Annotated in this window: 15 protein-coding genes; 13 read left to right on the top strand and 2 right to left on the bottom strand. The window is 52.6% G+C overall.

The features are described 5' to 3' along the window. The first annotated feature begins 53 nt into the window (after nucleotides 1-53). The 10 genes from EGT51_RS10225 (at nucleotide 54) to EGT51_RS10180 (ending at nucleotide 17,766) form a co-directional block, all read left to right on the top strand. Nucleotides 54-6,143: an MBG domain-containing protein gene (locus EGT51_RS10225; RefSeq protein WP_135368609.1), complete on the top strand. Its 6,090-nt coding sequence runs from the start codon at nucleotides 54-56 to the stop codon at nucleotides 6,141-6,143. 381 nt (nucleotides 6,144-6,524) lie between these two features. Further along, a complete protein-coding gene (locus EGT51_RS10220) occupies nucleotides 6,525-7,520 on the top strand; it encodes a tRNA dihydrouridine synthase (protein WP_135368608.1) in 996 nt (331 codons plus the stop codon). A gap of 203 nt (nucleotides 7,521-7,723) precedes the next feature. Beyond that, nucleotides 7,724-8,926, top strand: a complete 1,203-nt coding sequence (locus tag EGT51_RS10215; RefSeq protein WP_135368607.1) for a trans-2-enoyl-CoA reductase family protein — start codon at nucleotides 7,724-7,726, stop codon at nucleotides 8,924-8,926. 254 nt (nucleotides 8,927-9,180) lie between these two features. Next, nucleotides 9,181-9,627, top strand: coding sequence for a flavodoxin domain-containing protein (locus EGT51_RS10210; RefSeq protein ID WP_135368606.1), 447 nt, complete (start codon nucleotides 9,181-9,183; stop codon nucleotides 9,625-9,627). Nucleotides 9,628-10,331: 704 nt separating this feature from the next. Beyond that, the gene (locus EGT51_RS10205) at nucleotides 10,332-10,850 is read left to right on the top strand and encodes a GNAT family N-acetyltransferase (RefSeq protein WP_135368605.1); all 519 of its coding nucleotides are present in this window, start codon (nucleotides 10,332-10,334) and stop codon (nucleotides 10,848-10,850) included. Between the two features lie 204 nt (nucleotides 10,851-11,054). Further along, nucleotides 11,055-12,428 carry an amino acid permease gene (locus EGT51_RS10200; RefSeq protein ID WP_135368604.1) on the top strand — a complete coding sequence of 458 codons (1,374 nt, stop codon included), beginning with the start codon at nucleotides 11,055-11,057 and terminating at the stop codon, nucleotides 12,426-12,428. Between the two features lie 522 nt (nucleotides 12,429-12,950). Beyond that, nucleotides 12,951-13,613, top strand: coding sequence for a hypothetical protein (locus tag EGT51_RS10195; RefSeq protein WP_135368603.1), 663 nt, complete (start codon nucleotides 12,951-12,953; stop codon nucleotides 13,611-13,613). A gap of 284 nt (nucleotides 13,614-13,897) precedes the next feature. Next, entirely contained in the window at nucleotides 13,898-14,545 is a 648-nt protein-coding gene (locus tag EGT51_RS10190) for a WxL domain-containing protein (RefSeq protein ID WP_135368602.1), read from the top strand. A 47-nt stretch (nucleotides 14,546-14,592) separates the two neighbouring features. Continuing rightward, complete coding sequence (locus EGT51_RS10185) at nucleotides 14,593-15,624, top strand: DUF916 and DUF3324 domain-containing protein (protein ID WP_135368601.1); 1,032 nt, start codon at nucleotides 14,593-14,595, stop codon at nucleotides 15,622-15,624. 12 nt (nucleotides 15,625-15,636) lie between these two features. Beyond that, on the top strand, nucleotides 15,637-17,766 hold the full coding sequence (locus EGT51_RS10180) for a WxL domain-containing protein (protein ID WP_135368600.1): 2,130 nt from the start codon (nucleotides 15,637-15,639) through the stop codon (nucleotides 17,764-17,766). 824 nt (nucleotides 17,767-18,590) lie between these two features. Here EGT51_RS10180 and EGT51_RS10175 read toward each other — a convergent pair. Beyond that, nucleotides 18,591-19,826, bottom strand: coding sequence for an ArgE/DapE family deacylase (locus tag EGT51_RS10175; RefSeq protein WP_135368599.1), 1,236 nt, complete (start codon nucleotides 19,824-19,826; stop codon nucleotides 18,591-18,593). Nucleotides 19,827-20,139: 313 nt separating this feature from the next. Next, a complete protein-coding gene (locus tag EGT51_RS10170; RefSeq protein WP_225428717.1) occupies nucleotides 20,140-20,562 on the bottom strand; it encodes an Lrp/AsnC family transcriptional regulator in 423 nt (140 codons plus the stop codon). Nucleotides 20,563-20,780: 218 nt separating this feature from the next. On the opposite strand from EGT51_RS10170, the gene EGT51_RS10165 reads away from it, so the two are divergent. The 3 genes from EGT51_RS10165 (at nucleotide 20,781) to EGT51_RS10155 (ending at nucleotide 24,855) form a co-directional block, all read left to right on the top strand. Then, a complete protein-coding gene (locus EGT51_RS10165; RefSeq protein ID WP_135368598.1) occupies nucleotides 20,781-21,713 on the top strand; it encodes an ABC transporter ATP-binding protein in 933 nt (310 codons plus the stop codon). Beyond that, complete coding sequence (locus EGT51_RS10160; RefSeq protein WP_135368597.1) at nucleotides 21,714-23,234, top strand: ABC transporter permease/substrate-binding protein; 1,521 nt, start codon at nucleotides 21,714-21,716, stop codon at nucleotides 23,232-23,234. Nucleotides 23,235-23,724: 490 nt separating this feature from the next. Then, nucleotides 23,725-24,855 carry a vitamin B12 independent methionine synthase gene (locus EGT51_RS10155; protein WP_135368596.1) on the top strand — a complete coding sequence of 377 codons (1,131 nt, stop codon included), beginning with the start codon at nucleotides 23,725-23,727 and terminating at the stop codon, nucleotides 24,853-24,855. Nucleotides 24,856-25,004: the final 149 nt, after the last annotated feature.

Genomic DNA, 25,004 nt, shown 5'->3' with positions numbered 1-25,004 from the left:
CGGCCAGGATAGTCATTGCGGATTTTAGAGGATACGAGAGGAGAAGTTAAGTCTTGAAACAAAAAATGGCAAATCAAGGGTTCAAGAAAAACTTTATTCTGTACAAAGGACATACGGGTTGGAAAGTAAAGACACGACTCTTTGGGAGCTTAGTGGTGGCCTTATCGGCGGTAACTTTGGCCGAGGGAAGTGGATCAGTGGATGCGCATGCAGCGACTGATGATTCAACCGCAACCGGTCAGATGACTAAGACGGTGAAAGACTCAGAAAAGCCGTCATCACAAGTAGCCTTGCGGTCAAGCGTGAAGTCAAGTGCAGCCCCGGTTGCGCCAGCTAGCCAGGAATCAGATGAAAACTTAAATCCGGATACGGCACCCGATGACGACGCAGCTAAAGATGCGACCAAGCAGCCGGTCTCTGAGAGTGAACCACTGACGCCAACTACACCAGAACCCTCAGCAGCGGATGACTCGACGAACGGAACATCTGAGGACAAGACTTCGGATAGTAGCAGTCAGTACCCAGTTCTTTCACAGGATGGGACGACTGAAATTGGTGTCGACAATACTGAGGTTCATTTGACAGCTGACCAGATTGCCGATCATTTTACGGCGACGGTCGTGGATCGGGATAATAACGATAAAAACGTTAATCCAACTAAAAACACGCATGTCCAAACGATTGGCAAAGACGGCAGTGTTGCGTTGACATCAAATGATGCCCATGATGTTTATTCACAGTACGGCACTAAAACCTCCATAACGGGACATCAAGTTGCCCACGTTTCATTTGAACATGAAATTGACTTTGGCCACGACTTTTCGTTGTCAGGTGCGTTAGGAATTGGGACCAAGACTAGTGGTGGTGCTGACAGTGTCGGAGTTGTTTTTGCCCCTGGTAACCCAGAGAAAGCCACTGAGGGTGGTTCCGGTGGTGATTTGGGTATTGGTGGCCTGGCCAACGCCTTTGGCTTCGTTTTTGACGAATATCCTAATTCGGATAAAAATGATCCGTCTACACCTTATTTTGGTTGGCGAACGACTGACAGCAATGGTAATTTGCAACGCGTAGCGAGCTCCAGTGAGTGGATGTTAGCAAGTAGGCTTAACTTAAACAACCGGTCGACGAATCCGTTGAACGATTTTACGATGGATTATGATGCGGACACAAAGACGTTGACGGTTACGCTTGGTGGTCAGTCGTTTGTGCGACAAATTTCGGATACGAGCCAAGGTTATTCCATCTCGATTGCTGCTTCTACCGGTGGGAGCCAGAACGATTACTCTGCACGGATCGACCAATTTACCTATACGCCCAAGACAATGCCATTAGATTATCAAATGGTGGATAGCGCCGATCAGGGAGCCTTACTTGATCAGGCAAAAGTACAAGCAATCGCCAATGTTGGGGATACGGTTTCGGTTTTTTCCACGCAAGCAGCAGCGGCAAGAGCGGTTGCAGCGGGATTAGTCGATCCTAATTTGATTGCCATTTTACCGACTGATAGTGCCGGCAACGTGTATGTCATTGATGGCGCTCAGACCTCTAGCAGTACGGGAACGGCTAAGACAATTGACAATTCGGGCGTTGCTGATAATACGTACTACAGTTATACGGTCCAAGATAGAGATGACCAGTCAGTGACGATTCCCGTGCGGTTAGCCTTTAAAGCTAAGGTGACCCCGGTTGATTCAAAGACTGGACAACCTATTGCAGGCTTAGATCCAGTAACGGTGGTCGCAGTGGATGGGGAGCCAACTTTAGTGCAAATACCAGGGTATACGCCAACAAAGGTCACTTTGGCTGCACCAGAGGCTGGCGAAGAAGTTGCCGATGATAAATTACCGATTGATCAAGGGTCAACGAATACGGGAACAGATACGACAACGACCAATGACACAGCCACACCAATTAGCCATTACTATGTCGGCACTGGCCAGACAGTTGATGGCCAGACGGTGACGACCGGGACAGTCATGGCTGGGACAGGGCAGTCCGTTTCCGATAACTTCAATCAACAGCCATTAGTTGATTCAAACGGTCAGGCCGTTACCAGTGGTGGTAAAACGATTACTAGTAGTGATTACTATTGGTCCACGACTGGCAACGCCGGCGCTACAGATTCAACGGATGAAGCCAATCCACAAGCCGGTGGGAGTTTACTCTTACCAACGACCAGTACTTTAGATTATTGGGAAGCACAAGCAACGGATAACCAGACAAAAGCGGATAACTATAAAGCGCAAGCACAGCAGATGTACGATAAATTCATGGGAATTACTGGTCTGACACAGGCGCAAGAAGATGATGCGCAAGCCTTACTTAAATCAGTTAGTGATATTTATACCAACATTTCTACAGCCAATGGGGAAGCCAAAGCGGATTTTGAAGCCGCTAAGGGTGCCACGGCAGCGAACGATATTTATGAAGATGGCCAGAATGGTTATGCTTCACTGGAAAAAGTTCAAAACTTGCTGGTATCGTTTGAAGCTGATTTGACAAATTTGGATAATAACAATACAGATGCGGCAAGCAGTTTGGCAACGTTCGAATCTTGGAGTGAAGATTATGGCAGTCCGATCACGATTCCAGTCGTCAGCTTCGGCCCTGATTTCTGGACTAACGGGACAGAGACATCAGCTGATTTTAGCAATTCCGACTACTATGCCTTTTACAGTACTGATGCGGCTGACGGGGACCCAGTTACCCCCAGGGCAGTTGGCAACTATTTCTTTAAATTGACCGATGCTGGGCGAGCTTATTTAAAGAGCTTGAACCCCAATAACGACAAGATCGGGCTTTATGTCTCAGCGATGCTGACAATCAAGCCGGTGGAAACTGCAGCAACTGTTGACGCAGCTACGGTTGAATATGGCGGTGGTCATGCGGCTGACGGTACGGTGGGTACTTGGCCAGCTTTCACGGGTAGTCTAGGTACAGCCAATGCAGACCACACTGTAAGCTCGGCTGATTTTGAAGTTGTCGATGGAAGTGGCAATGTCGTTACCGACATTACCAAGTTACAAGCCAAGGGTAATTACACGATTCGCTATACGCAGAAAGCTCAAGCTGAATTAGCCAAAGACCAGAACTATACGTTTACGTCATTTGGTACAGCTAAGCTGACTGTTGCGCCGCGTCAAATTACGGTAACCGCGAACAATCACGGTAAGACTTTTGGTACAGCTGATGATCCTAAACTTGACTTGACTAGTGACTCCGCAAATGGCCTGGTGAATGGCGATACGCTCGATTCACTTGGTGTGATTTTGACCCGTACTGCTGGCGAAAATGCCGGTACTTATGACATTACTGAAGATGAGAGTTCACAGCTTAACAGTAATTATAAGATTACGGTCAATAAAGGGACTTTCACGATTGCCCGCTTGCCAGTGACGGTGCAGGCTAAGGACCTGTCGAAAACGTATGGTGATGCTGACCCACAACTGGTACTAGCTGATACGCTTGTTGATGGGCATCAATTGACTGCTAATGACTTCACGTTGAGCCGTCAGGATGGTGAAACGGCCGGAACTTACAAAATTACAGGATCAGATGTTGCGACGTCTAACTATAATGTGACGGTGAAAGATGGAACGTTTACGATAACTAAACGGGCGATTACCGTTCAGATTGACAATCAAAGTAAAATCTATGATGGTACGGCTTCAACCGATCAGGATTTGACGTGGGAGATTGTTTCTCAAGAAGGCCTAGCTAAGAACGATACCCGCGATATGCTAAACGTTAGTTTGCAGCGGCAGGCTGGTGAAGAAGTTGGTCACTATGCTATTACGGGAACATTTGATAATCCTAATTATGACGTTCAATTTATCGATGGAACGCTCTTGATCAATCCACGGGTGGTTACAGTCACAGTTGATCCTCAAGAGAAGATCTATGGCGAAGCAGACCCAACATTGACCTGTCAATTATCTGATGGTTCAACGCTTGCAGCTGGTCAAAAATTATCAGACTTATTAACGTTGACGCGTGATTCTGGAGAAGACGTTGGGACTTATACGATTAGCGGAGCTTCGAAGAGTGATAATTATATTTTTGAAGTAACGCCAAGTAAATTAACGATTGCTAAACGGGCGATTACTGTTCAGATTGACAATCAAAGTAAAATCTATGATGGTACGGCTTCAACCGATCAGGATTTGACGTGGGAGATTGTTTCTCAAGAAGGCCTAGCTAAGAACGATACCCGCGATATGCTAAACGTTAGTTTGCAGCGGCAGGCTGGTGAAGAAGTTGGTCACTATGCTATTACGGGAACATTTGATAATTCTAATTATGATGTTCGGTTTATCGATGGAACGCTCTTGATCAATCCACGGGTGGTTACAGTCACAGTTGATCCTCAAGAGAGGATCTATGGCGAAGCAGACCCAACATTGACCTGTCAATTATCTGATGGTTCAACGCTTGCAGCTGGTCAAAAATTATCAGATCTATTAACGTTGACGCGTGATTCTGGAGAAGACGTTGGGACTTATACGATTAGCGGAGCTTCCAAGAGTAATAATTATACTTTTACAATAGCAACAGCTAAACTGACAATTAACAAACGAGCCATTGTGATTCAGGCAGACAACCAGCGTAAAGTTTATGGGGAAGACGATCCACAATTGACATGGCAGGTTTCTGGCGCAACGCCATTGCTAGCTAAGGATTCACCATCAGATTTTCAGGTTACTCTACAGAGACAGTCAGGTGAAAACGTTGGCCGTTACATGATTAGTGGCTCCGCAAATTCCAAGAACTATGACATTAGTATTGATAGTGGCACGCTTCTGATTGATCCACGACCAGTCACCGTCACTATTGACAGTCAAACAAAGGTTTATGGAGACGCTAATCCTGAGTTGACGTGGCAAGTAAGTACGCAAACGCCTTTGCCACAAACGCAGCAGCCAGCCGATTTACAGTTGCTTTTGAGTTGCGGAACTGCTAGAGATGTCGGCACCTATGTCATTTCGGGAGCAACAACGAATGCCAACTATGCGGTGAAAATCATTTCTGGCCAACTGAAGGTCTTAGGCTATGATGTTGATTCAGCCGATAATGTGACGGTCACTGAAAAAGATTCGGCTGGGAATGTCACTAAGGTTACTAAGGATTGGAATGATGGGAGTACGACGACGTACACCTATAATCCCAAGACTCGTGTTCGAAAGGTGACGGAGCAACGAAGAGATAGAACGACTGTTAGTGAACAGACGATTACCTCCGATGATACGAACGTGATTTTACCGGACGCAGCCTTACCAGATGGAAGTGATGTTGAGACAACGGTTGTTCCTGGACAACCGGGCTCACAGCCAACGTTTGATCACTATACGACTCACGAAGATATCGATAAGTCGAATAACGTGACGACCACGACTAAGGATTCAACTGGGAATGTCACTAAGGTTATCAAGAAGTGGAATGATGGGAGTATCACCACATACACCTATAATCCAACGAATCCAACGACTAGCGTTCGAGAGGTCACGGAACAACAAGCGGATGGCAAAATTGTTAGTGACAAGTCGTTTGACCCTGGTGATTCGAGTGTGACCTTACCAGATGGTAATGGTGGTACAATCGTGGTTAAGATTGATAAATCTGATACGCAGCCAACGATTACGCACTACCCAGCTAGTCACAATGTGGTTATTGACACACCAACCGATGAATCTACGGGTGAACCTGAGAAACCCGTGACGATTACCAAGCAATGGCCGGATGGCAGTAAGATAATTTATACCTATGATCCCGTAACGACTAAACGACTCATTCGTGAACTGAGAAATGGGTATCTTATTGAACAACAAGCCGTTGCTCCCGGCTCCTTGCGTACAATTTTGTCAGATAATAATGGTGGCGTTATTATTGTTCAATTTGATAAGTCTGGGACAGTCCCATTCTTTACCCGACAAACTGCTAATGAAATGAATGATCGCTACTCACAGTCTGCAACAATTTCCAACGCGGGACATGCGCGTAATCTCGCAGAAACTAAGCGTGTGCATGGTCAGCAGGAAAAGAAGTTACCGCAAACGGGACAAGAGAATGAGAGTTCTTTGGTTCGTTTAGGTGAATTGCTGTTGACATTGTTGGCCGTACCATTTATTTTCCGTCGACGTCATTAATGAGTTATGCAAAATTACGCTAATCATTGGGCTGGAAAAGTGGCCGTTGGTTAACCGAGAATCTGAGAGGTTCAATTCACTTACGAGTTGAGCCTCTTTTTGATTACTCTGTGTGGCCCTTACCCCAAGACCATTTGAGGGTATTAGGGGCGAGGTTAACCGATTCTCACAGAGCCGAAAACCAGACAGTTAGATTGGTCGTGGAAAGGAGTTGTTGCGGTGTTTGCCAACAAATCAATCGTCACTTCTTCAATCGTGACCACCCGCACAAATTCCCGCGCTAATCGGTTTTCCTGGCTTTCCTCGGCAAACGTGGTAAAATATATGGACTGCGTTAAACCGGACTAAACATCAAATTTAACTACACAAGGAGATTTTATCGTGTCTGATTCATCTTACTGGCAAAAAATTGCGGACCACGCACGGGCGGAAAACCGGCCCTTCTTTAGCTTGGCACCGATGGAGGCCGTGACCAACGCCATTTTCCGGCGCGTCGTGGCGCGGGCCGCGGCGCCCGATGTCTTCTTTACGGAATTCACCAATGCCATCAGTGTGACCCACCCCAAGGCTAAGTTCACCGTCCAAGGTCGGCTGTACGTCGCTCCCGAAGAGGCTCACATGCCGGTCGCTCAACTCTGGGGCAACGACCATGACGCCTTTGCTCGCGCGGCTGTGGCCGTCAAGGACCTGGGTTACGAGGCCATCGACCTGAATATGGGGTGTCCCGATTCCACGGTCATCAAGAACCACGGGGGCAGCGATTTGATTCGCAACTTTGACAGCGCGGCAGCCGTGATTGCCGGTGCCAAGGAGGCTGGCCTGCCCGTCAGTGTGAAGACGCGGCTAGGTTACAGCCGGTTGGATGAATGGCGCGATTGGCTCACGTTCTTATTTGAACAAGACATCCCATTGCTGACGATTCACCTGCGGACGAAAAAGGAAATGAGCCGCGTGCCCGCCCATTACGAGCTGATCGACGACATCGTGAAGCTCCGCGACGAGGTGGCGCCACACACTTTGTTACAGCTGAACGGCGACATCGAAAATTACCAGGAAGGCGTCAAACTGGCGCAAGCACACCCCGGCGTCGATGGCATCATGATTGGCCGCGGTATCTTCACCAGTCCCTTTGCCTTTGAAAAGACGCCACAAGAACACGACATCAAGGAATTGTTGGGCCTGTTGAACTACCAGCTGGACCTGTACGACGACTTCGAAAAACGCTTCGACACGTCGCGATTCGCGTCCTTGAAGCGGTTCTTCAAGATCTACGTGCGCAACCAACGCAATGCCGCTAGCCTGCGGAACGCGATGATGGAGACGCACACGACAGACGAGGTTCGCCAGTTGTTGGCGGCTTCCGAATTTACAGATTAAATACGAGTCACGTTGTCCGCGGGGACGGCGTGGCTTTTTTTTGGTTAAACGGAACCAGTTGCCTGTTGGCCCACGTTTCGGCTAGCTAAAGCAAGCGCCACCAGCTTTGATGAAATCACCACGCTTTTCTTCGGGCAAAATTCTATCAATCCACCGGTGAGAAGTGGTAAGTTAGAGGAAAGATCCTAGGAGAGTGAAATGGTATGACACAGCTGACGTTTACGGAAAAAATCGAAGGCAACGTGGCCCGTTCGGTGAATCCACTGGGCTTGCAACGGATGATGGCCGAGCAGATTGCGGCGGTCGCGCAAAAACCGCACTATACCGGGGCCAAGCACGCCTTGGTTCTCGGCGGCTCCTCCAGTTATGGCCTGGCCAGCCGCATCACCGCGGCTTTTGGGATGGGGGCCGCCACCTTGTCCGTGGGCTACGAGCGGCCACCGCGCCCCGATTTCTTGGGAACGGCCGGCTGGTGGAATCAGCGGTTCTTTAAGCAACAGGCCGCCCAAGCGGGGCTCGTTGCCAACAACTTAAATGCCGATGTGTTCCTGCCACAAACCAAACAGGAAGTCATCCAATTTATTCGCAACCGCTTTGGGGGGCAATTAGATCTGCTGGTGTACTCGATTGCGGCGCCGAAACGCAAGAATCCGGACAATCCTGCCGAGGCTTGGCGTTCCGTCATCAAGCCACTGGGCAATCCGGTGACCGACTACACGGTCGACCTGGAACATCAGCGTCTAGTCAAGACGACACTGGAACCCGCCAGCGTGGCAGAAGTCGCCGCTACCAACCACGTCATGGGCGGCGAGGACTGGGAGCTGTGGGTCGACGCCCTGCAGGCTGCCGGCGTCTTAGCGCCTAATTTCAAGACGATTCTATTTTCCTACGAAGGCCCGCGGGTCACGGCGCCGATTTACCACGACGGGACGCTGGGGCAGGCCAAGCGTGCGGCCGAGGCCAGTGCCCACAAGATTCAGGCCAAATTGGCCAAGACGGGCGGCGAGGCGCTGATTAGCGTCAACCGTTCCGTGACCACCAAGGCTTCCGTGGTCATCCCGGGGTTCTCGCGCTACTGCATGGCGCTGTACCAAGTCGAACAGCAACGCGGCGGCCACGAACAACCCGTGGCTCACATCGACCGGCTGTTCCGCGACATGGTCTACGGGACGAAACGGGTCGTCGATGGCCGCGGCCGGTTGCGGCCCGACGCTGCAGAGTTGTCGCCGGCAGTCCAAGGTGCGGTCGAGGACTTGTTGCCCCAGCTGACGCCAGATCATTTCAGCACGACAATGCCCGGGTACCAACAGTTCCGGCGCGAATTTCGCCAGTTAAACGGTTTTGACGTGCCCGGGGTGCCTGACACCATGGACCACGACGCCTTTACGCAATTAGCCACAGACTAGCCAAGTGCTCAAACGACACTGCCACCGCGGTGTCGTTTTTTTATTGGGTGCGCCGGTCGGAAAGGTCGTTGACACAACGAACGAGCGGGATTGGTAGCGCTACACCGGGGTTTGCTTGCAACCGCCATCAATTAAAAATTGGCGAGAAACGGTGCTTTTTGCTAGGGAATCTGAGAAAAAAGGGCTATAATACTTAGCAGTTTCCAGTTTGCCCACTGTGGGGAGACTGGTGGAATCGAGAGGATTTTTAACTTATGACACCATCCATTCAAATCATTTACGCCAGTCAATCTGGCCGCAACCAAGCGATTGCCGGTCATTTGCAGGCGCAACTGGCTTCTCAGGCGCAGACGTTAGTCACCGAGGTATCGCAAGCCGATGCCTTTGACTTACTGGCTAACGATGCCGTCATCGTGGTCAGCTACACGTTCCACGACGGTGACCTGCCGGATGAAGCCCAAGACTTCTTTGCTGACTTGAAAGAAGTCGACTTGGCGCGGACAAAATTTGCCGTGCTGGGTTCTAGCTCGAAGAAGCACATCCATTTTGGCCGGGCCGTGGATTACCTGACCATCCAGCTGAATGCCAGCAATGGCGAACAGGTCGCCGATTCGGTCAAGATCGATCAAGATCCCGATGACGCCGACTGGGCCCGCGTCGACCAACTGGCTAAGCGCGTCTTAGCTAGCTTGGCTGAGTAACTGCAGGTTGAAACTAGAATTAGCACGTTGACTGCCGTGACAGCGGTGTTCTGACACCTAAAATTGGTGAAACCAGACGCCTGCGTCAGCCAGGGTTCCGCCTGCTATGGGGAACACCTCCAGCCTGAGAAGCGGTCTTCCGGTTCGCTTGAAAGCCTGGCAAAAACCGGCCAGTCTCTCAAGTCGTCCCGCGCTGTAACCTGGCAAACAACGCCAGGTAACACCGCCGACACAGCCGGCTCCACCCTAGCTGTCTCCGGCAAGGTAGCGATTATCAGTAACACTGTGTTAATCAAAGACTGGTCGTCAATGCAGCTGCTATCTGGGGTTAAGCCGACTGTTACTGGCAAGCACTATCGTAGCCGAGAGTTCGCCAAATATGGGTTCAGCCGCTTAACAAGAGTGTGACGAAAGGCGGTTAACTGGCGAGCATTAACGGTGCTAGGCGGATAATCCTGATTCTGGATTATTTGCCTAGCAGTGTTAAGCGGAACCAGTTGCCTGTTGGCGCACGTTTCGGCTATGAGGCTACTTTGAGACCGCCTTTTGGCTCGGCCCGTCCGCCCCAGGGTTCCAACCCATATTTGGCGAACGGTAGGCGAACAGTTTGCATCATGAGTCGCATGATAACAGCAGTGCCAGCTGATTTTCGTCTTGCAACCTTCAGTTGAGTAAGAAAAAATTTAAGATGAGGTGAGACCACCATGTATTTACGGAAAGCAAAGATTGAAGAATTAGACTTAGTTTGTGACATTATCGAAGACGGCAAGAAGCAACTCGCCGATGCCGGCATCGACCAATGGCAAAATGAATACCCGAACCGCAACGTTATCAAGGGTGATATCGAAGACGGCCGGGCAGTGATTTACAACAGTGATGACCACGAAACGTTGGGTGTCGCTGCCGTCATCGAAGCACCAGACCACGCCTACGATACGTTGCAAGGTGAATGGCAAAAGGATACCGATAAGTACGTGACGGTTCACCGGGTCGCCATCTTCTCCCATCATCAAGGGAAGGGCTACGCATCCCAGTTGTTCCGCGACTTATTCGATTACATCGCCAAGAATCATCCCGAAGCTGAAAGCATCCGGATCGACACGCACCGCGACAACGCCAAGATGCAACATTTGATTGAAAAATTCGGTTTCGTCAAGGCGGGCCAAATCGTCGGCGTTTACCATCCAGACGATGTCTGCTTCGTTTACGAAAAAGTTCTTTAAAAAAATCACCCGAGACCGTTACCGGTACATCGCCGTTAACGGCCTTTTTTGTGTCGAGAGACGTTTGAAAGCCAACTGGTTTTGCGGCATACTGAAACAGTGTCTTACTAAATTTACGAAAAAAACATTGCGGAAAGGGGCCAAATCAGGTAACCTTTCCTCATGAAGTTTTAATTATCCAAATCATAGAAAGAAGGAATTAGATTGCAGAGAAAACTAAGTGCCCGCCAAATGCAGATGATTGCGTTGGGCGGTACAATCGGCGTTGGATTATTTATGGGGTCTGGTTCCACCATCAAGTGGACGGGACCTTCCGTCCTCATCGCTTACATTATTTCTGGTATTTTTCTCTACTTAATTATGCGGGCGCTGGGCGAAATGCTGTACGTCCATCCCACCACTGGGTCGTTTGCGACCTTTGCTTCCGAATACATGCATCCCGTGTTTGGCTTCTTGACGGCCTGGAGTAACATCTTCCAGTTCATCGTGGTCGGCATGAGTGAAATGATTGCGCTGGGCGGGTATTTTCGTTTCTGGTGGCCGAACCTGCCGGATTGGATTCCCGGCCTGATCGCCATCACTTTCCTGTGTGTCGCCAACCTGATTTCCGTTAAAATGTTCGGGGAGCTCGAATTCTGGTTTGCCTTGATCAAGGTGGTCACCATTATCTTAATGATCATCGCTGGGTTGGGTGTCATCTTATTTGGCTTTGGAAACGGCGGTCACGCGGTCGGCATCAGTAATCTGTGGACGCACGGCGGCTTCTTCACCGGTGGTGCCAAGGGCTTCATCTTCGCGCTGGCCATCGTGTTGGCGTCGTATCAAGGCATCGAGCTGATTGGGGTCACGGCCGGGGAAGCGGAAAACCCGCAACACACTCTGGTATCCGCGATTCGCTCGACGGTAGCGCGGATCCTGATCTTCTACGTGGGGGCCATCTTCGTCATCGTCTCCATCTACCCGTGGGATAAGCTGAACCAAATCGGCTCACCGTTTGTTCAAACGTTTGCCAAGATTGGGATCACCGCGGCGGCCTCCATCATCAACTTCGTGGTCATCACGGCGGCCTTATCCGGGTCTAACTCCGGGATTTACAGTGCCAGCCGGATGGCGTTTACCCTGGCGGAAAAGGGGCAGTTGCCACGCAAGGTGACGCTGCTGAACCGTCATGGGGTGCCCTTTTACTCCGTTATCGCGATTTCACTGGGGATTGCGATTGGGATCGTGCTCAACGTGGTCTTGCCGATGTTCTTCAAGGACGCCAGCCAGATCTTCGTCATGGTGTACAGTTCCAGTGTCTTGCCGGGGATGGTACCGTGGTTCGTGATTCTGGTCAGCGAAATCGAGTTCCGCAAGCAAAACCAGCAGCACATGGCCGAGCATCCGTTCAAGATGCCGTTCGCCCCGTGGTCCAACTACATTACGCTGGCATTCCTGGCCATCACGCTGATCTTTATGTTCCTGAACCCCGAAACGCGGGTCTCCATCCTGGTCGGCGTGGTCTTCTTGGCCATCATGACCGTGATCTACTTCAAGAAATACCAGCCTCGCGAAAAGGCTGCGAATAATGATAAATAAGTAAGATGAGCGACTGGGACTCTAGGTGTCCCGGTCGTTTTTTTTAATTGACGAGTGATGTTAGCTGATCGTCTGACCTTTTGCTAGCTAGGCGTCGGATTGAACCGAGTTGTCAGTCGAATGGCCGATAGTCGAACTCGGTCACGTCACTACCAACAGTCATGGCTGCTAACCCGCAGCCGCCAATCCGGATGTTTCAAACCAATATTGTTGACACCCGCTACCGGAGCCGGGAGCGGCGCGCAAGATGCGTTCAGCCGTGGGAGTTCCCTTAACGGCGCGGGCCATGCCGTTTAGGGAACTGGCGTCTTTGAGACGTGATTTCCGGCTCAAAGCGAGGCGTCGAGACCGTCCTATGGCTCGACCCGTCCGCCCACAGCGTACCAACGCATCTTGCGCGCCGCGGTAGGCGGCCAGCTCCCCACTATCCCGTCAGCCAGAGTCAGCAATGCCCGCAGTTCAAATCCCGCCAGATTTGCGGTATGATGTTGTCATGACTAAAGGAAAAGGGAGCGAACAAACATGAGTCGTCCAGGCAATTACGGCAAGTCAAGCCGGCTGAAACAACTGCGTCAACTCAAGCGGCGCAAGCAACAACAAGCGGGCAATACCATCAACTGGGACCAGGTAGCAGACTTTCTGTTGGGTCGGTACCACTTGGTGCAGGGCAGTAAGTTACCGCCGCTAGTCGACGCGACGGTCCAGCGTTTCTTTAGCGAGTGGCTGACCACCGCCATGGCCGCCGGCGAACAGCAGGTGCAGTGGGACATTGCGGCCACGACGGCGGTGACGCTCAAGCGCATTGGCAATCAGGTGCCGTGGCAATTTTACTACGTGTTAGCGGGGCAGGTCATGCGCTGGCAAAAGCTACTGTTGCGCGAAGGGCCCGTCGTCCCGTTGGCGACCCGGCGGCAAATCGTCAAACCCCTGACGGCTACGGCGTACGCGGGCCTCATTGCCGACCAATTGGCGGTGAACTTACTGACTGTGATGGCCACGCCGATTACGCCCAGTCAACGCGAGCGGTTAACGCAGAGTTTCTTTCAAGACGGTCAGGTCCAGTGGTCCGCCGTCGACGCGCTGTTTGAACCCATGGGCTTTCAGATTCAGGGGACACCCGATGACCAGACCCGTGAATGGTTAAACGGCTTACTAGCCTTAACCGTGAGCGGTCACCACCATTAAATGACTAGATACGAAAGGCCAGCTAAAGTCTGGTCTTTTTTGTTGGGAGCAGGTATTATCTTAATTGGATCAAGTGATTGGTCCGTAAAGCAATCATAGAGAATGAAGGTCGGCGAACCTAGTGGCCGGCATGGAACAAGTTAGGTGGTCATTTGCTGGGTGACTCAGCCATTACCAGGGTCATTCGTTTACACTAAAGCCGGTAATCAATGGACTACATTTTTAAACGATATCATGCGTTGTCGCGCGAGGAGTGTAGCACTTATTTTAGAGAGGTGAGCATGATGACACGCAGATTAAAAGTGACTTTACTGCGTAGTCTGGCTGTTTTGAGTATTGGTGTTGGATTAGTGGGCGCTGCACCTGCATTGGCTGCGACGACGGACACGTCTAGTAGCAGCGATAGTAGCAGTAGCTCATCGGCCGTCACCAGTGACAGCACGACTGCCACGGCGGAATTTGACATGAGTCCCAATGCGGCGATTTCCTTGGATTCGGCGCCTGACATTGGTTTTGGGGCCAACATTGCGCCTAACAGCAAGTCAAATGGGAGTTACACGGCAAGTACGTTGAGTGCACCCCTAGAAGTTTCTAACCCCGGCCTGTCTTCCGGGTGGACCGTTCAGTTGAAGAACACGCCATTTACGGATGCTGACGGTGACACGTTAGGCGGAGCCCAATTGACCTTGGGGACCGCTGACGTCGCTGCTGGTAACAGTGGCAACCCTTCAACGGCACCAACCCAGGACAGTGCTCCACTGACTGGGTCTGGTGACAACCAGGTCGTCTTTAGTGCCCCTGCTAAAGGCGGTTTAGGGATTTGGGATTCCAGTTACGCGATGGACAATGTCAATTTGACGGTTCCTTCAGGGCAATTGCCAGGGACCTACACGTCAACGTTGACGTGGCAATTAAGTGACACGCCACAATGAGGTTAACTGAGTTAGGACTTTTTCGCTGATTGATTGGGGGAGTCAGTATGCAGCGGGGACTTAAAATTTTGTTTGCAGTACTAGTGGCCATGTTGGCGTGGGGTGCGCAACTGGCCAGCGCGTCGGCCAGTTCGGTGGGGTACACCGTGAAGGCGGAATTGCCTAGCGACCAGTTGAGCAAGCAGGTCAGCTATTTTGATTTGCACACGCAACCGGGTCAGCAACAGCAGCTCAAGGTCGTCATCAGCAATACCAGCAACACCACGCAACGGTTCGCGGTCAGCGTCAATCAGGCGGTGACCAACGACAACGGGGTCATTGACTATAGCCAAAGCGACCCTAAGTTGGATCCAACGCTTCAAGTGGGGATGAAAGAACTCTTCACCAAGGCGAGCGGCCAACGCGTGACGGTGCCGGCCAACGCGCAAAAGACCGTCGTGTTGACGTTACAAATGCCTGAAAAAACGGTGCGGGGAACCTTGCTCGGCGGCGTCTATGTGGCGCAACTGCAAGGCAAGGCGGCTAAACCGAAAGTTCCCATTTCCATCAGAAATGCGTTTGCTTACGCGATCGGGGTGGAATTGCGTGAGGGTGCACTGGTCAAGCCCAATCTGGTCTTACACCAGGTTCGAGCGACCCAGCTCAACCGTCGTAACTTCATCACGGCCAATTTGCAAAATCCGGAACCCGGCATTATGTCCGGCTTGAAGGTCAATGCGCAGGTCATGAAGGCGAAGCAAAGCCAATTGCAACCGCTGATCAGCCAGCAACAAAGCCACATGGGTATGGCGCCTAACAGTAACTTTAACTTCGCCATCCCTTGGGGCAACAAAGACCTGCCGGCGGGCCAGTACATCCTGCATTTAACGGCTCAGGCGGGCAAACAAAATTGGCAGTTCACCCGTAACTTTACGATTGCCAAGAAGACGGTCAAACGGCTCAATAAGACGGTGATTACGCCAACCAAGCGGCCAAATTACTGGCTGTACCTGGTCTTGGGGCTCATCATTGTCGCCTTGCTGGCCGTCATCGGCTACCTGATTTACCGCAATCGTCAACAGAGAAAGTCATTGCAATAGGAGGAAAGTGTGTTGTTTAAACGGTGGTTAAGCGCTGGCTGGTTGTTACTGGCGATTTGTCTGGGGAGTGCGCCCATTGTTGCCCGCGCCGATAGTGATTTAGATCACGCATTGGCAACGGCGCCGCAGGGCATCGTCCTCGACAAAACCAATGCGTTCGTCACAACCGAGACGACAAAGAAGAGCTCAGCCACCGTTATGGATGGCAAAAATGAAGCGACGCCCGGAACCGACGTTGCGGCGTTAACGTCCGGGACGCACCAGTTCGGGTCGCTGTGGTCCTTGGATGCGGGGAGCTTTAGCCTGTACCACGACCAGACGATTTCGGCGTGGCTCTACCTGGGAGACCAGGGTGTCAAGTCAGCCGGCGGGGTAGCCTTTGTCCTGCAAAATGACTGGCGCGGCATCGGGGCCATGCCGGTCAAGAGTAAGGATGCCATCCCAGCGGAAACGGTAGGGGTCTGGGGCATCGACAATGATCGCCACCAGTCCCAACCGAAGGCACTTGCCGAAACGGCTATTCAAAATAGCTGGGCGTTGGAGTTTGACACGGGCTACAACGGCGACTGGGGGAAGTCCGCGGTCGGCCAGGCCAACGCGTTTGACGGCGCGGAGCATGGCCCCCACATCGGCAACAATTTTCCCGCTGATCCTCGGACTTATACCCAGCGGGTCTTTGACAAAGGGCTCCTGAACCATAAGCACTACTACTTCAACATGGTCCACCATGGCGTCATTGAGGACGTCAATCACCCGGATTTCCTAGCGAACGGGCAGTGGCACCATGTGACGTTGAAGTGGGACTATCGCGCCGAAACGCTGTCGTACGCGTTTGATGACCGTAACCCGATTACGGGCGAGCGGCAACCGGGCCGCCATGATGAGGCGCGCGTCTTTCCCTTCATGCTGGACCCCCACAAAACGGGGGAGGTGCGTTGGGGATTCACCGCGACCAGTGGCAGTCAGGCGGAAAACAACCTGGTGATCCTGGAAAATGTTCCGGGGCTGGTCAGTGCGAACGCCGATTTGACGGCCACCAACCTGTCGCAGGCCCGCGAACTCACGACCAACGGCCAGGTACTCGGCGGTGATCGCCTCCAACTCGACTATCAGCTGAAATACGTGGACGGTCGTCAGCCGTGGCAAAACATTTTGGCTAATTTGGCCCTGCCAACGGCGTTTACGCCCGAAGCCATTACCATCACCTACCAAGATGCCCACTTGCCACCGCAGACGGTATCGGTGCGCGATGTCAAGGATCACCGGCTTTCGGTGCGGCTGCGTGAGGCGCTCAACACCGCCAATCGCCAAGCTACCGTTCGCGTTGTCGGGCAGGTCGATACGGTGACGGCCTGCACACCCGTGGCGCCGGTCACCAGTACGTTTACGTCCACCACGCAGACGTGTGCGGTCGATAGTCCCAAGTATTTCATCAACCCGCACGCCGACCTAGACTTGAAGGTGACTAGCGACAATCCTGCTAAATTAGCAGCCGGGACCGCTACTACGGTGACCGGGACCGTCAGTCCGGCGCTGACTGGATTACGGGTCAAGCCCGTGTTGAACGGTCAGGCCTTACCGGACGTGCCGGTCAAGGACGGCCAGTTTACGCTCCCGTTAACGGCCAAGCAGTTGCAGGGTGGGACCAACAATCTGGTCCTGCGAGCCGTGACGGCGATGGGGGATGAATCGGCACCGGTTACCGTCACCCTCGCGGTGGCTGGCGAGCTGAAATTTTCAACGGTCTCACCACAGGAAAATTTCCAAGCGACGCGACTAACGGGGCAAAGCCAGTTGGTCAAACGTGCCGGTCAGTGGCAACTCGCGGTGCGGGATACCCGCGGGACCGGTGAGCGGTGGACGTTGACCGCGGCGGCGACCCCCTTTATCGCCAAGGACGCGCACGGCGCCCAACTGGTGGGCCAGCCGGTCTACGTCACTGACTACCAGCGCATCCCCATCTTGACCACCCCTACCGCAGTGTATTCGCACGTGACGGATGATAGCGTGGCCGATGGTGAGGTCGATGTGGCCGGCGGTTGGCGCGATGACACCGGCGTCCTATTGCACGTGCAAAGCGCCTCACTTAGCGGTCAGTACCAGGGCACGATCACCTGGGCGCTGACCGATGCGCCGCAATGACCACCGCGTTAACGGAATGTCACAGGTACGCTTTAGCGGTCAGCGACCAGCTAAAGACGACCAGTTGGCGCGACGACAGCCCAACCTAATGTGACCGGGTTGACGCGGTGACCAGCGGCATAGTTAGAGGCAAGCAAAGCGCAGTCGTTTCGCTCCCCGTGAAGGGGGGAGGCGGGACGACTGCGCTTTTATGATGGTGAATTGAAGGTTGAACCTAAGATTAGTGAAACCAGGCGCTTACGTCAGCCAGGGTTCCGCCTGCTCTGGGGAACACCTCCAGCCTGAGAAGCGGTCTTCCGGTTCGCTTGAGAGCCTGGCAAAAATCGCCAGTCTCTCAAGTCGTCCCGTGCTGTAGGCTGAGAAAAAACCTCAGCCAACACCACCGACACAGCTGGTTCCACCCTGGCTGCCTCCGGCAAGGTTGATGTCTATCAGCAACACAGTGTTAATGATAGACTAGCCGTCAACGCAGCTACAATCTGGGGTTAAGACGACTGTTACTAGCATGCACAACCTTAGCCGAGAGTTCGCCAAATATGGGTTCAGCCGCTTAACAAGAGTGTGATGACAGGCGGTTAACTGGCGAGCATTAACGGTGCTAGGCGGACAATCCTGATCCTAGATTATTTGCCTAGCCCTGTTAAGCGGAACCAGTTGCCTGTTGGCACACGTTTCGGCCATGAGGCCACTTTGAGACGTGTTTTTCGGCTCAAAGCGAGGACGAGACCGCCTTATGGCTCGGCCGGTCCGCCCACCGCGTTCCAACTCAGATTGGCCGGACGGCAAGGCGACCAGCTCCGCACTCCGTAACCAATATCGCCAATCTATTTCAACAGTTCCGTGATCAACCGTTCGTAGATGGTGATGAACCGGTGGTACATGTCCAGATCGACGTACTCGTTGACCTGGTGCGCGGTGATGTTGCCGGGGCCGAAGACGATGACGTCGATGTTCGGGTTGACCGCCAAGAAGGAGGATGCGTCGGTGCCGCCAGGAACGCCGATCAATGGGAGCTTTTGTTGCAAGACGTCCTCACCGATTGCCTTGGCCACGGTGACCAGTTGCGTGTCGTCCATGGTGTGCATGGGCCGTAAGTCGCTGTGGATTTCCAGACTCAGGTCGGCCCCTTGGGCGTTGATTTCCGCAATAATTTGCTTGATGGATGCGGTGATGTCGGCGTTGGCCAGTTCAGGGATGGTCCGAATCTTGACGGACAAGTCCGCGCTGGCGGGCACCGTGTTGATTTGTTCGCCGCCTTTGACCATGGTGACGACGGGCGTAACTGGGCCCAAGACGGGGTTGCGGTAGGCCTTGATGCTGTCAAAGTAGGCTTCTTCTTTTTGATAGAAGGTCATCAGCGGGGTGATGGCGTTCTTGCCGATTTCGGGCATGGAACTGTGGGCGGCGATGCCCTTGGAGTGCACCGTGTAGGTCAAAGAGCCCTTGTGTGCCAGTTCAATGAAGTGTTGTTCGTTGGTCTGGTTGGCCGCTAACAGGGCCTTGGCGCCGGCTTCATCGCTTTGCAGCATGTATTGAATCTGCTTTTGCAAGAGTAACTGCTTGTTGACACCGCTGGGTTCGCCGACAATCAGGGTGTCCAGATCCTGGGCGTAGCCGGCTTCGGCGAGTTGCTTGGCGCCGTATTGGCCGTATTCCTCGCCCACCGTGGCCATCAAACGCAGGGTCCCGTGAAGCGGTACATTTTGTTCCTTCAAATGAATCAGGGCAAAGACGCCGGCCATTAAGCCAGACTTCATATCGGACGTCCCGCGACCCAGCATGTTGTTGTCTTTGATGGTGGCGGAAAGGGCCTCGACTTGCCATTTAGCGGCATCGCCGAGCGCCACGATGTCTTCGTGACCATCAAAACCAACAACGGGGCCGTGACCATCGCCAATTTCGGCGACCAGGCTGACTCGATCCGGTTCGTAGGCGACCGCCTTGCTGTCGATACCGTGTTGTTTCAAAAGGTTCGCCAGGTAGTCGGCGACCAATTTTTCATGGCCGTTGACCGTGTTTAATTGAATAATATCGCTTAGTGCTTGAACTACTTCGTCCATAATTGATTCCACCTTAGGTTTAGTTTGACCGCGAATAGTTATCATTGATTAAGCAGAGAAATGATGTTCAACCTGATTACAGCACTTTTCGCGGGAGGGGTCAAGACTGTCAGGCAGCGAATTGGGGTGAGGGTGGCAAATGTACTGGGAAGTGATGCGGGCTGATCTTGTGCAGGATGAAGGTGCTAAAAATAGGGGCAAGCAGACGGCCAGTTGCCAGCAACGTTGCCACTAGTCTGTCAGTTGATACTGTGGGTAGTGCAGGCGCCTGATTTAACCAATTTCAGGTGTTAGAATACTATCATTCCAGGCTTCAAATATCGTCGATCACGTCAATCACCTGGTAGGTCGCCAGCTTGCTCAAAGCCTGAAGGAAGTCGCTCAAGTCGTGGCGGTCCGGGAACGCGCCTTCGATCATGTAGGCGAACTGACCGGTCGTGCGGTAGTGGTGGCGAATATCATTGTGATAGTGGTGGATCAATTTCAAATAAGCGGCGTGCTGTTGTTCTTGGACCGCGACTTGGATGAAGACCTGACGGGGAAACCCCAACTTGTCGAGGTCCACTTCCACGGTATAACGGGTGATGACGCCGGTATCGGTCAACCGTTGAATGCGGGCGGCCACGGCTGGGGCGGTCAGGTGGACCAATTTGGCCAGGTGGCTGGTCTTGATGCGGCTGTCGCGATTTAGGGCCTTGATGATGGCCATGTCGATTTCGTCTGGGATGGTAAACACCTTGTTTTCTAAGTTTTTAGGGGGCCAATGCTTTGGTTTTAATATTAACAGTCGGCCGTCAACCGTGTAAAGTAGAGGTCATTGCATTAGGAAATTTGTAAGCCGTTTGCTTAGGAATCTAGGTGAAGATTAGTATAATTAAACGGTAACCACTATTTGAACTATCTCAGTAGTGAGATAGTTCTTGTTAATAACAAAGTAACAGGACGGAGGTCGTCATGATAGAATTTAAGAACGTTAGTAAACGCTACGCCGGGAATCAAGCCCTAGACGACTTGAATTTGACGATTCCGACCGGGGACTTTTTTGTGCTGGTCGGCCCCAGTGGTAGTGGCAAGACCACGACATTAAAGATGCTGAACCGGTTGATCGAACCAACCGACGGCAATATCTACTTCGATGATAAACGGATTATTGATTATGATTTAAAACAGTTGCGTCAACAAATGGGTTACGTGTTACAAAATATCGCGCTGTTTCCCAATTTGAACATTCAAGACAACATCGCGATTCAAGCCGAATCACTGGGCTGGTCGCGCAAACGCCGCATTGACCGGGCCCGGGCGCTGCTCAAGCAAGTCGACTTGGATCCGGACCAGTACGCCACGCGGATGCCCAGCGAGCTGTCCGGTGGGGAACAACAGCGGGTCGGCATCATTCGCGCTTTGGCCATCAAGCCCAAGGTCGTGTTGATGGACGAACCGTTTAGCGCGTTGGACCCGATTTCACGTAAACAGCTCCAGGACCTGGTCTTACACCTCCATCAGGAATTGAAAATGACGTTCGTGTTCGTGACCCACGACATGCACGAGGCATTGCGGTTGGGCCAACACATCGCGGTCATGCGCCTCGGTCACATCCAGCAAATTGGCACGGGCGAGGCCATCATGCAGCACCCGGCCAACGCCTTCGTGCAGGGCTTCTTTGAAAATGAACATACGCCGCGACCGGCCACGATTCATGATCTGTTGCTGGAAGGCTACGGGGCAGCGACCAGGGCGCCGGCCACGTTACCGGCCACGGCGTCCATCAGTGAACTGGCGGATGCTTTGCGCACCCAAACGGCGGTGGTCGTCACCACGGACCAGGGCGTGCGCCAGCTCACCACGGCCGATCTCTTGGATTACTTAGCCACAAAGGAGGCCAATTAGTTGTCACAGATTAACCATATTTTGCAGACCCAGGGTGGCGACATCCTTCACGCGATTGGCCAACACATTGGGCTGTCGTTGATCTCCCTGCTGATTGCGGCGGTCATCGCGATTCCCGTGGCCATTTTGTTGATGCACCATGACCGGTGGGCCAAGGTCATGCTGCAGATCACCAGCATCCTCCAGACGATTCCCAGCCTGGCGTTATTGGGGATTTTGATTCCCATCGTCGGAATCGGGACCGTGCCGTCGATTATCGCGCTGGTCATCTACGCGGTGATGCCAATTTTTCAAAATACGTATGCCGGCCTGACGACCATTGACCCCAACTTGGAAGAGGCGGCGACGGCGTTTGGATTGTCACGGCGGATGAAATTATTTCGGATTGAATTGCCCTTAGCGTTACCGATGATCATCTCGGGGATCCGCATTGCGACCGTCATGATCATTGGGACCGCCACGCTGGCTGCCTTGATCGGTGCCGGTGGGCTGGGGACCTACATCCTGCTGGGAATCGAAACCAACAACAATGCCCTGCTGATCATTGGGGCCGTGCTCTCGGCGATTCTGGCGTTGGTCTTTGGCGCCGCAATCGACTGGCTGGGCAAGTTGTCGTTTAAGAAGGCCGGTATCATCTTAATGACGTTGGTCGTCTTGATCGGCGGCTTCGCGGGTTACCGCAAGCTCGCCAACCCACAAACGACCATCACGGTGGCCGGCAAGCTCGGCAGCGAACCGGAGATTCTGATTAACATGTACAAGGACCTGATCGAACACGACCACCCGAACATCAAGGTGACCACCAAGGCTAACTTTGGCGCGACCTCCTTCCTGTTCAAGGCGCTTCAGTCGGGCTCAGTCGACATTTATCCCGAGTTCACCGGGACCGTCCTGGAGTCGCTGGTCAAGGGGGAAAAATCGGCCAGCCACGACCCGGCCAAGACCTACCAGACGGCGAAAACCGCGCTGAAGTCGCAGTTTCAAATGGCTTACCTCAAGCCGATGAAGTATCAAAACGGCTATGACTTGGCGGTCACTAAACAGTTTGCTCAGAAATATCACGTCAAGACCATCTCTGACCTGGTCGCCGTCGAAGACAAGGTCCATGCCGGATTTGACCCCGATTTCCACCAACAAAAGGATGGCTATCCCGGCTTGAGTCAGGCGTACGGCTTGAAATTTGCCAGCGTCAAGACCATGGAACCGTCGATTCGCTACAAGGCCATCGCCAACGGCAAGGTCAATCTGGTCGACGGCTACACCACCGATCCGGAGGTCCAGGAATACCACCTGGTCGTCTTGAAGGACGACAAGGCATTCTTCCCGCCGTACCAAGGCGCACCGTTGATGACGGAAAAGCTGTTGACGGCCCACCCCGAGCTGCGAACAACGCTGAACAAGCTCGCCGGCAAGGTCACGACCACGGATATGCAGAAGATGAATTATCAGGTCTCCGTCAAGCACCAGAAGGCCGCCACTGTGGCCAGAGACTATCTGAGGAGTCACGGATTGTTGGATTAGAAAAGAGATGATCAGTATGCGGACGCAATCATTCGGAGGTGTTTACGCACGACGGACGCTCTCATCGGTCAGTCGACACAGTTTCGGCAAGGTCGTCGTGCTTTCCTGAAATTAACCTTGACAGGCGGGTGTCAGAAGACTAAACTATCATTAATTTCTAATCAGTTTTTCATAAACAAAGCTGGGAGAAGAGTAACGGTCAGGTCGTTGCGCAGTGAGCCCGAGTCAGTGCAAACGGGTCAACGACCAATCGTGAAGATGAACTCCCGTCAGCTATCAAGCGGTTCACGCTGCTTGGTCGGTAGGAACCGTTAACTTTCCGGGTATCAATGGTACCGGTGAGGCAAGGTCTGTGAGGGCCTTGTAAATAAGGGTGGTAAAACGACGCGTTCGTCCCTGGAACTAAGTAATTAGTTCTGGGGATGAGCGCGTTTTTGCGTTAGCTGATGATTGGAAAACACTGTCTAGGTTTAAAATAGGAGGAATTTATATGACTACACTTACTGAAACACAGATTCCGTTCCGTTACGATGTCGTCGGCAGTCTCTTGCGACCGGCCTCGCTGAAACAAGCTCGCGCCGAGTTTGCCCAGGGGGCCATCGACGCCGAACAGTTGAAACAAGTCCAGCGCGCCGAGACCAAACGCGTCGTGCAAAAACAGATTGACCTGGGTCTCAAGGCCGTGACCGATGGCGAATTCAACCGCAGCTGGTGGCACCTCGACTTTTTGTGGGGCCTGACTGGGGTGGGTCACTACGATTATCAACAAAGTTATAAGTTCCACGGCAGCAAGACCCGGACCGACAACGCCGATTTGGTCGGCAAGGTGGCCTTTAACCCGAACCACCCGTTTTTTGAGAGCTTCCAATACTTACAGAGCCTGGTGCCAGCGGGTGTCCTGGTCAAGCAGACTATCCCGTCACCGACCATGTTGTTCCGGGATAACCGCAGTGACAACTGGCACGAATTTTACCCGACCTGGGACGCCTACCTAGATGACCTGGCCAAGGCCTACCACGAAACGATTTTGCATTTCTATGAACTGGGGTGTCGTTACTTACAACTAGATGATACGACCTGGGCCTTTCTCATCAGCAAGCTCAACGCCACGACCGACGACGTGACCGCCCATCAGACCTACGTCAACCTGGCACAAGACGCGGTCCACGTGATCAACACCCTGTTAAAGGACCTGCCGGACGACTTGACCGTGACCACTCACATTTGTCGGGGGAACTTCAAGTCAACCTACCTGTTCTCCGGCAGTTATGATGATGTTGCCGACTACCTGGGCGAGCTCAATTATGACGGCTTGTTCCTGGAATACGACAACGAACGGGCCGGCAGTTTCACGCCGCTGGCAAAGATCTGGCACCACGATGCCCACAAGCGCCTGGTGCTGGGGCTCATCACGTCTAAGTTCCCCGAACTGGAGGACGTTGAAACGGTCAAGGCACGCATTGCCGATGCCGCTAAGCAGGTGCCCCTGGCTAACCTGGCCATTTCCACGCAATGCGGCTTTGCCTCCACGGAAGAGGGCAACATCTTGACCGAAGACCAGCAGTGGGCCAAGCTGCGGTTGGTGAAGCAGGTGGCCGATGAGGTTTGGGACGCAGACTAGGCAGGCGCTGCAAGTTAGTTAGCAGTCGCAATTAAAAAGATAGGTTAATTAGATAAGTGACCGAAGGAATGCTCCCGCCATTTCTTCGGTCACTTTTTAGCTTGGCGTTGGTTTGAAATTAATCCGGTAACTTTTGGCACTAGCGGGTA

This window comes from Levilactobacillus suantsaiihabitans (genome assembly GCF_004745505.1).
GTDB lineage: Bacteria > Bacillota > Bacilli > Lactobacillales > Lactobacillaceae > Levilactobacillus > Levilactobacillus suantsaiihabitans.
The sequence above is the reverse complement of the archived record's forward strand: the minus strand, read 5'-3'. Positions and strand labels throughout refer to the sequence as shown.

What these genes read in the sequence shown, in the direction of transcription:
- EGT51_RS10195 (WP_135368603.1), top strand. Translation starts at nt 12,951, where the DNA reads ATGAGTCGTCCAGGCAATTACGGCAAGTCAAGCCGGCTGAAACAACTG.
- EGT51_RS10215 (WP_135368607.1), top strand. Translation starts at nt 7,724, where the DNA reads ATGACACAGCTGACGTTTACGGAAAAAATCGAAGGCAACGTGGCCCGT.
- EGT51_RS10185 (WP_135368601.1), top strand. Translation starts at nt 14,593, where the DNA reads ATGCAGCGGGGACTTAAAATTTTGTTTGCAGTACTAGTGGCCATGTTG.
- EGT51_RS10190 (WP_135368602.1), top strand. Translation starts at nt 13,898, where the DNA reads ATGACACGCAGATTAAAAGTGACTTTACTGCGTAGTCTGGCTGTTTTG.
- EGT51_RS10155 (WP_135368596.1), top strand. Translation starts at nt 23,725, where the DNA reads ATGACTACACTTACTGAAACACAGATTCCGTTCCGTTACGATGTCGTC.
- EGT51_RS10210 (WP_135368606.1), top strand. Translation starts at nt 9,181, where the DNA reads ATGACACCATCCATTCAAATCATTTACGCCAGTCAATCTGGCCGCAAC.
- EGT51_RS10165 (WP_135368598.1), top strand. Translation starts at nt 20,781, where the DNA reads ATGATAGAATTTAAGAACGTTAGTAAACGCTACGCCGGGAATCAAGCC.
- EGT51_RS10205 (WP_135368605.1), top strand. Translation starts at nt 10,332, where the DNA reads ATGTATTTACGGAAAGCAAAGATTGAAGAATTAGACTTAGTTTGTGAC.
- EGT51_RS10175 (WP_135368599.1), bottom strand. Translation starts at nt 19,826, where the DNA reads ATGGACGAAGTAGTTCAAGCACTAAGCGATATTATTCAATTAAACACG.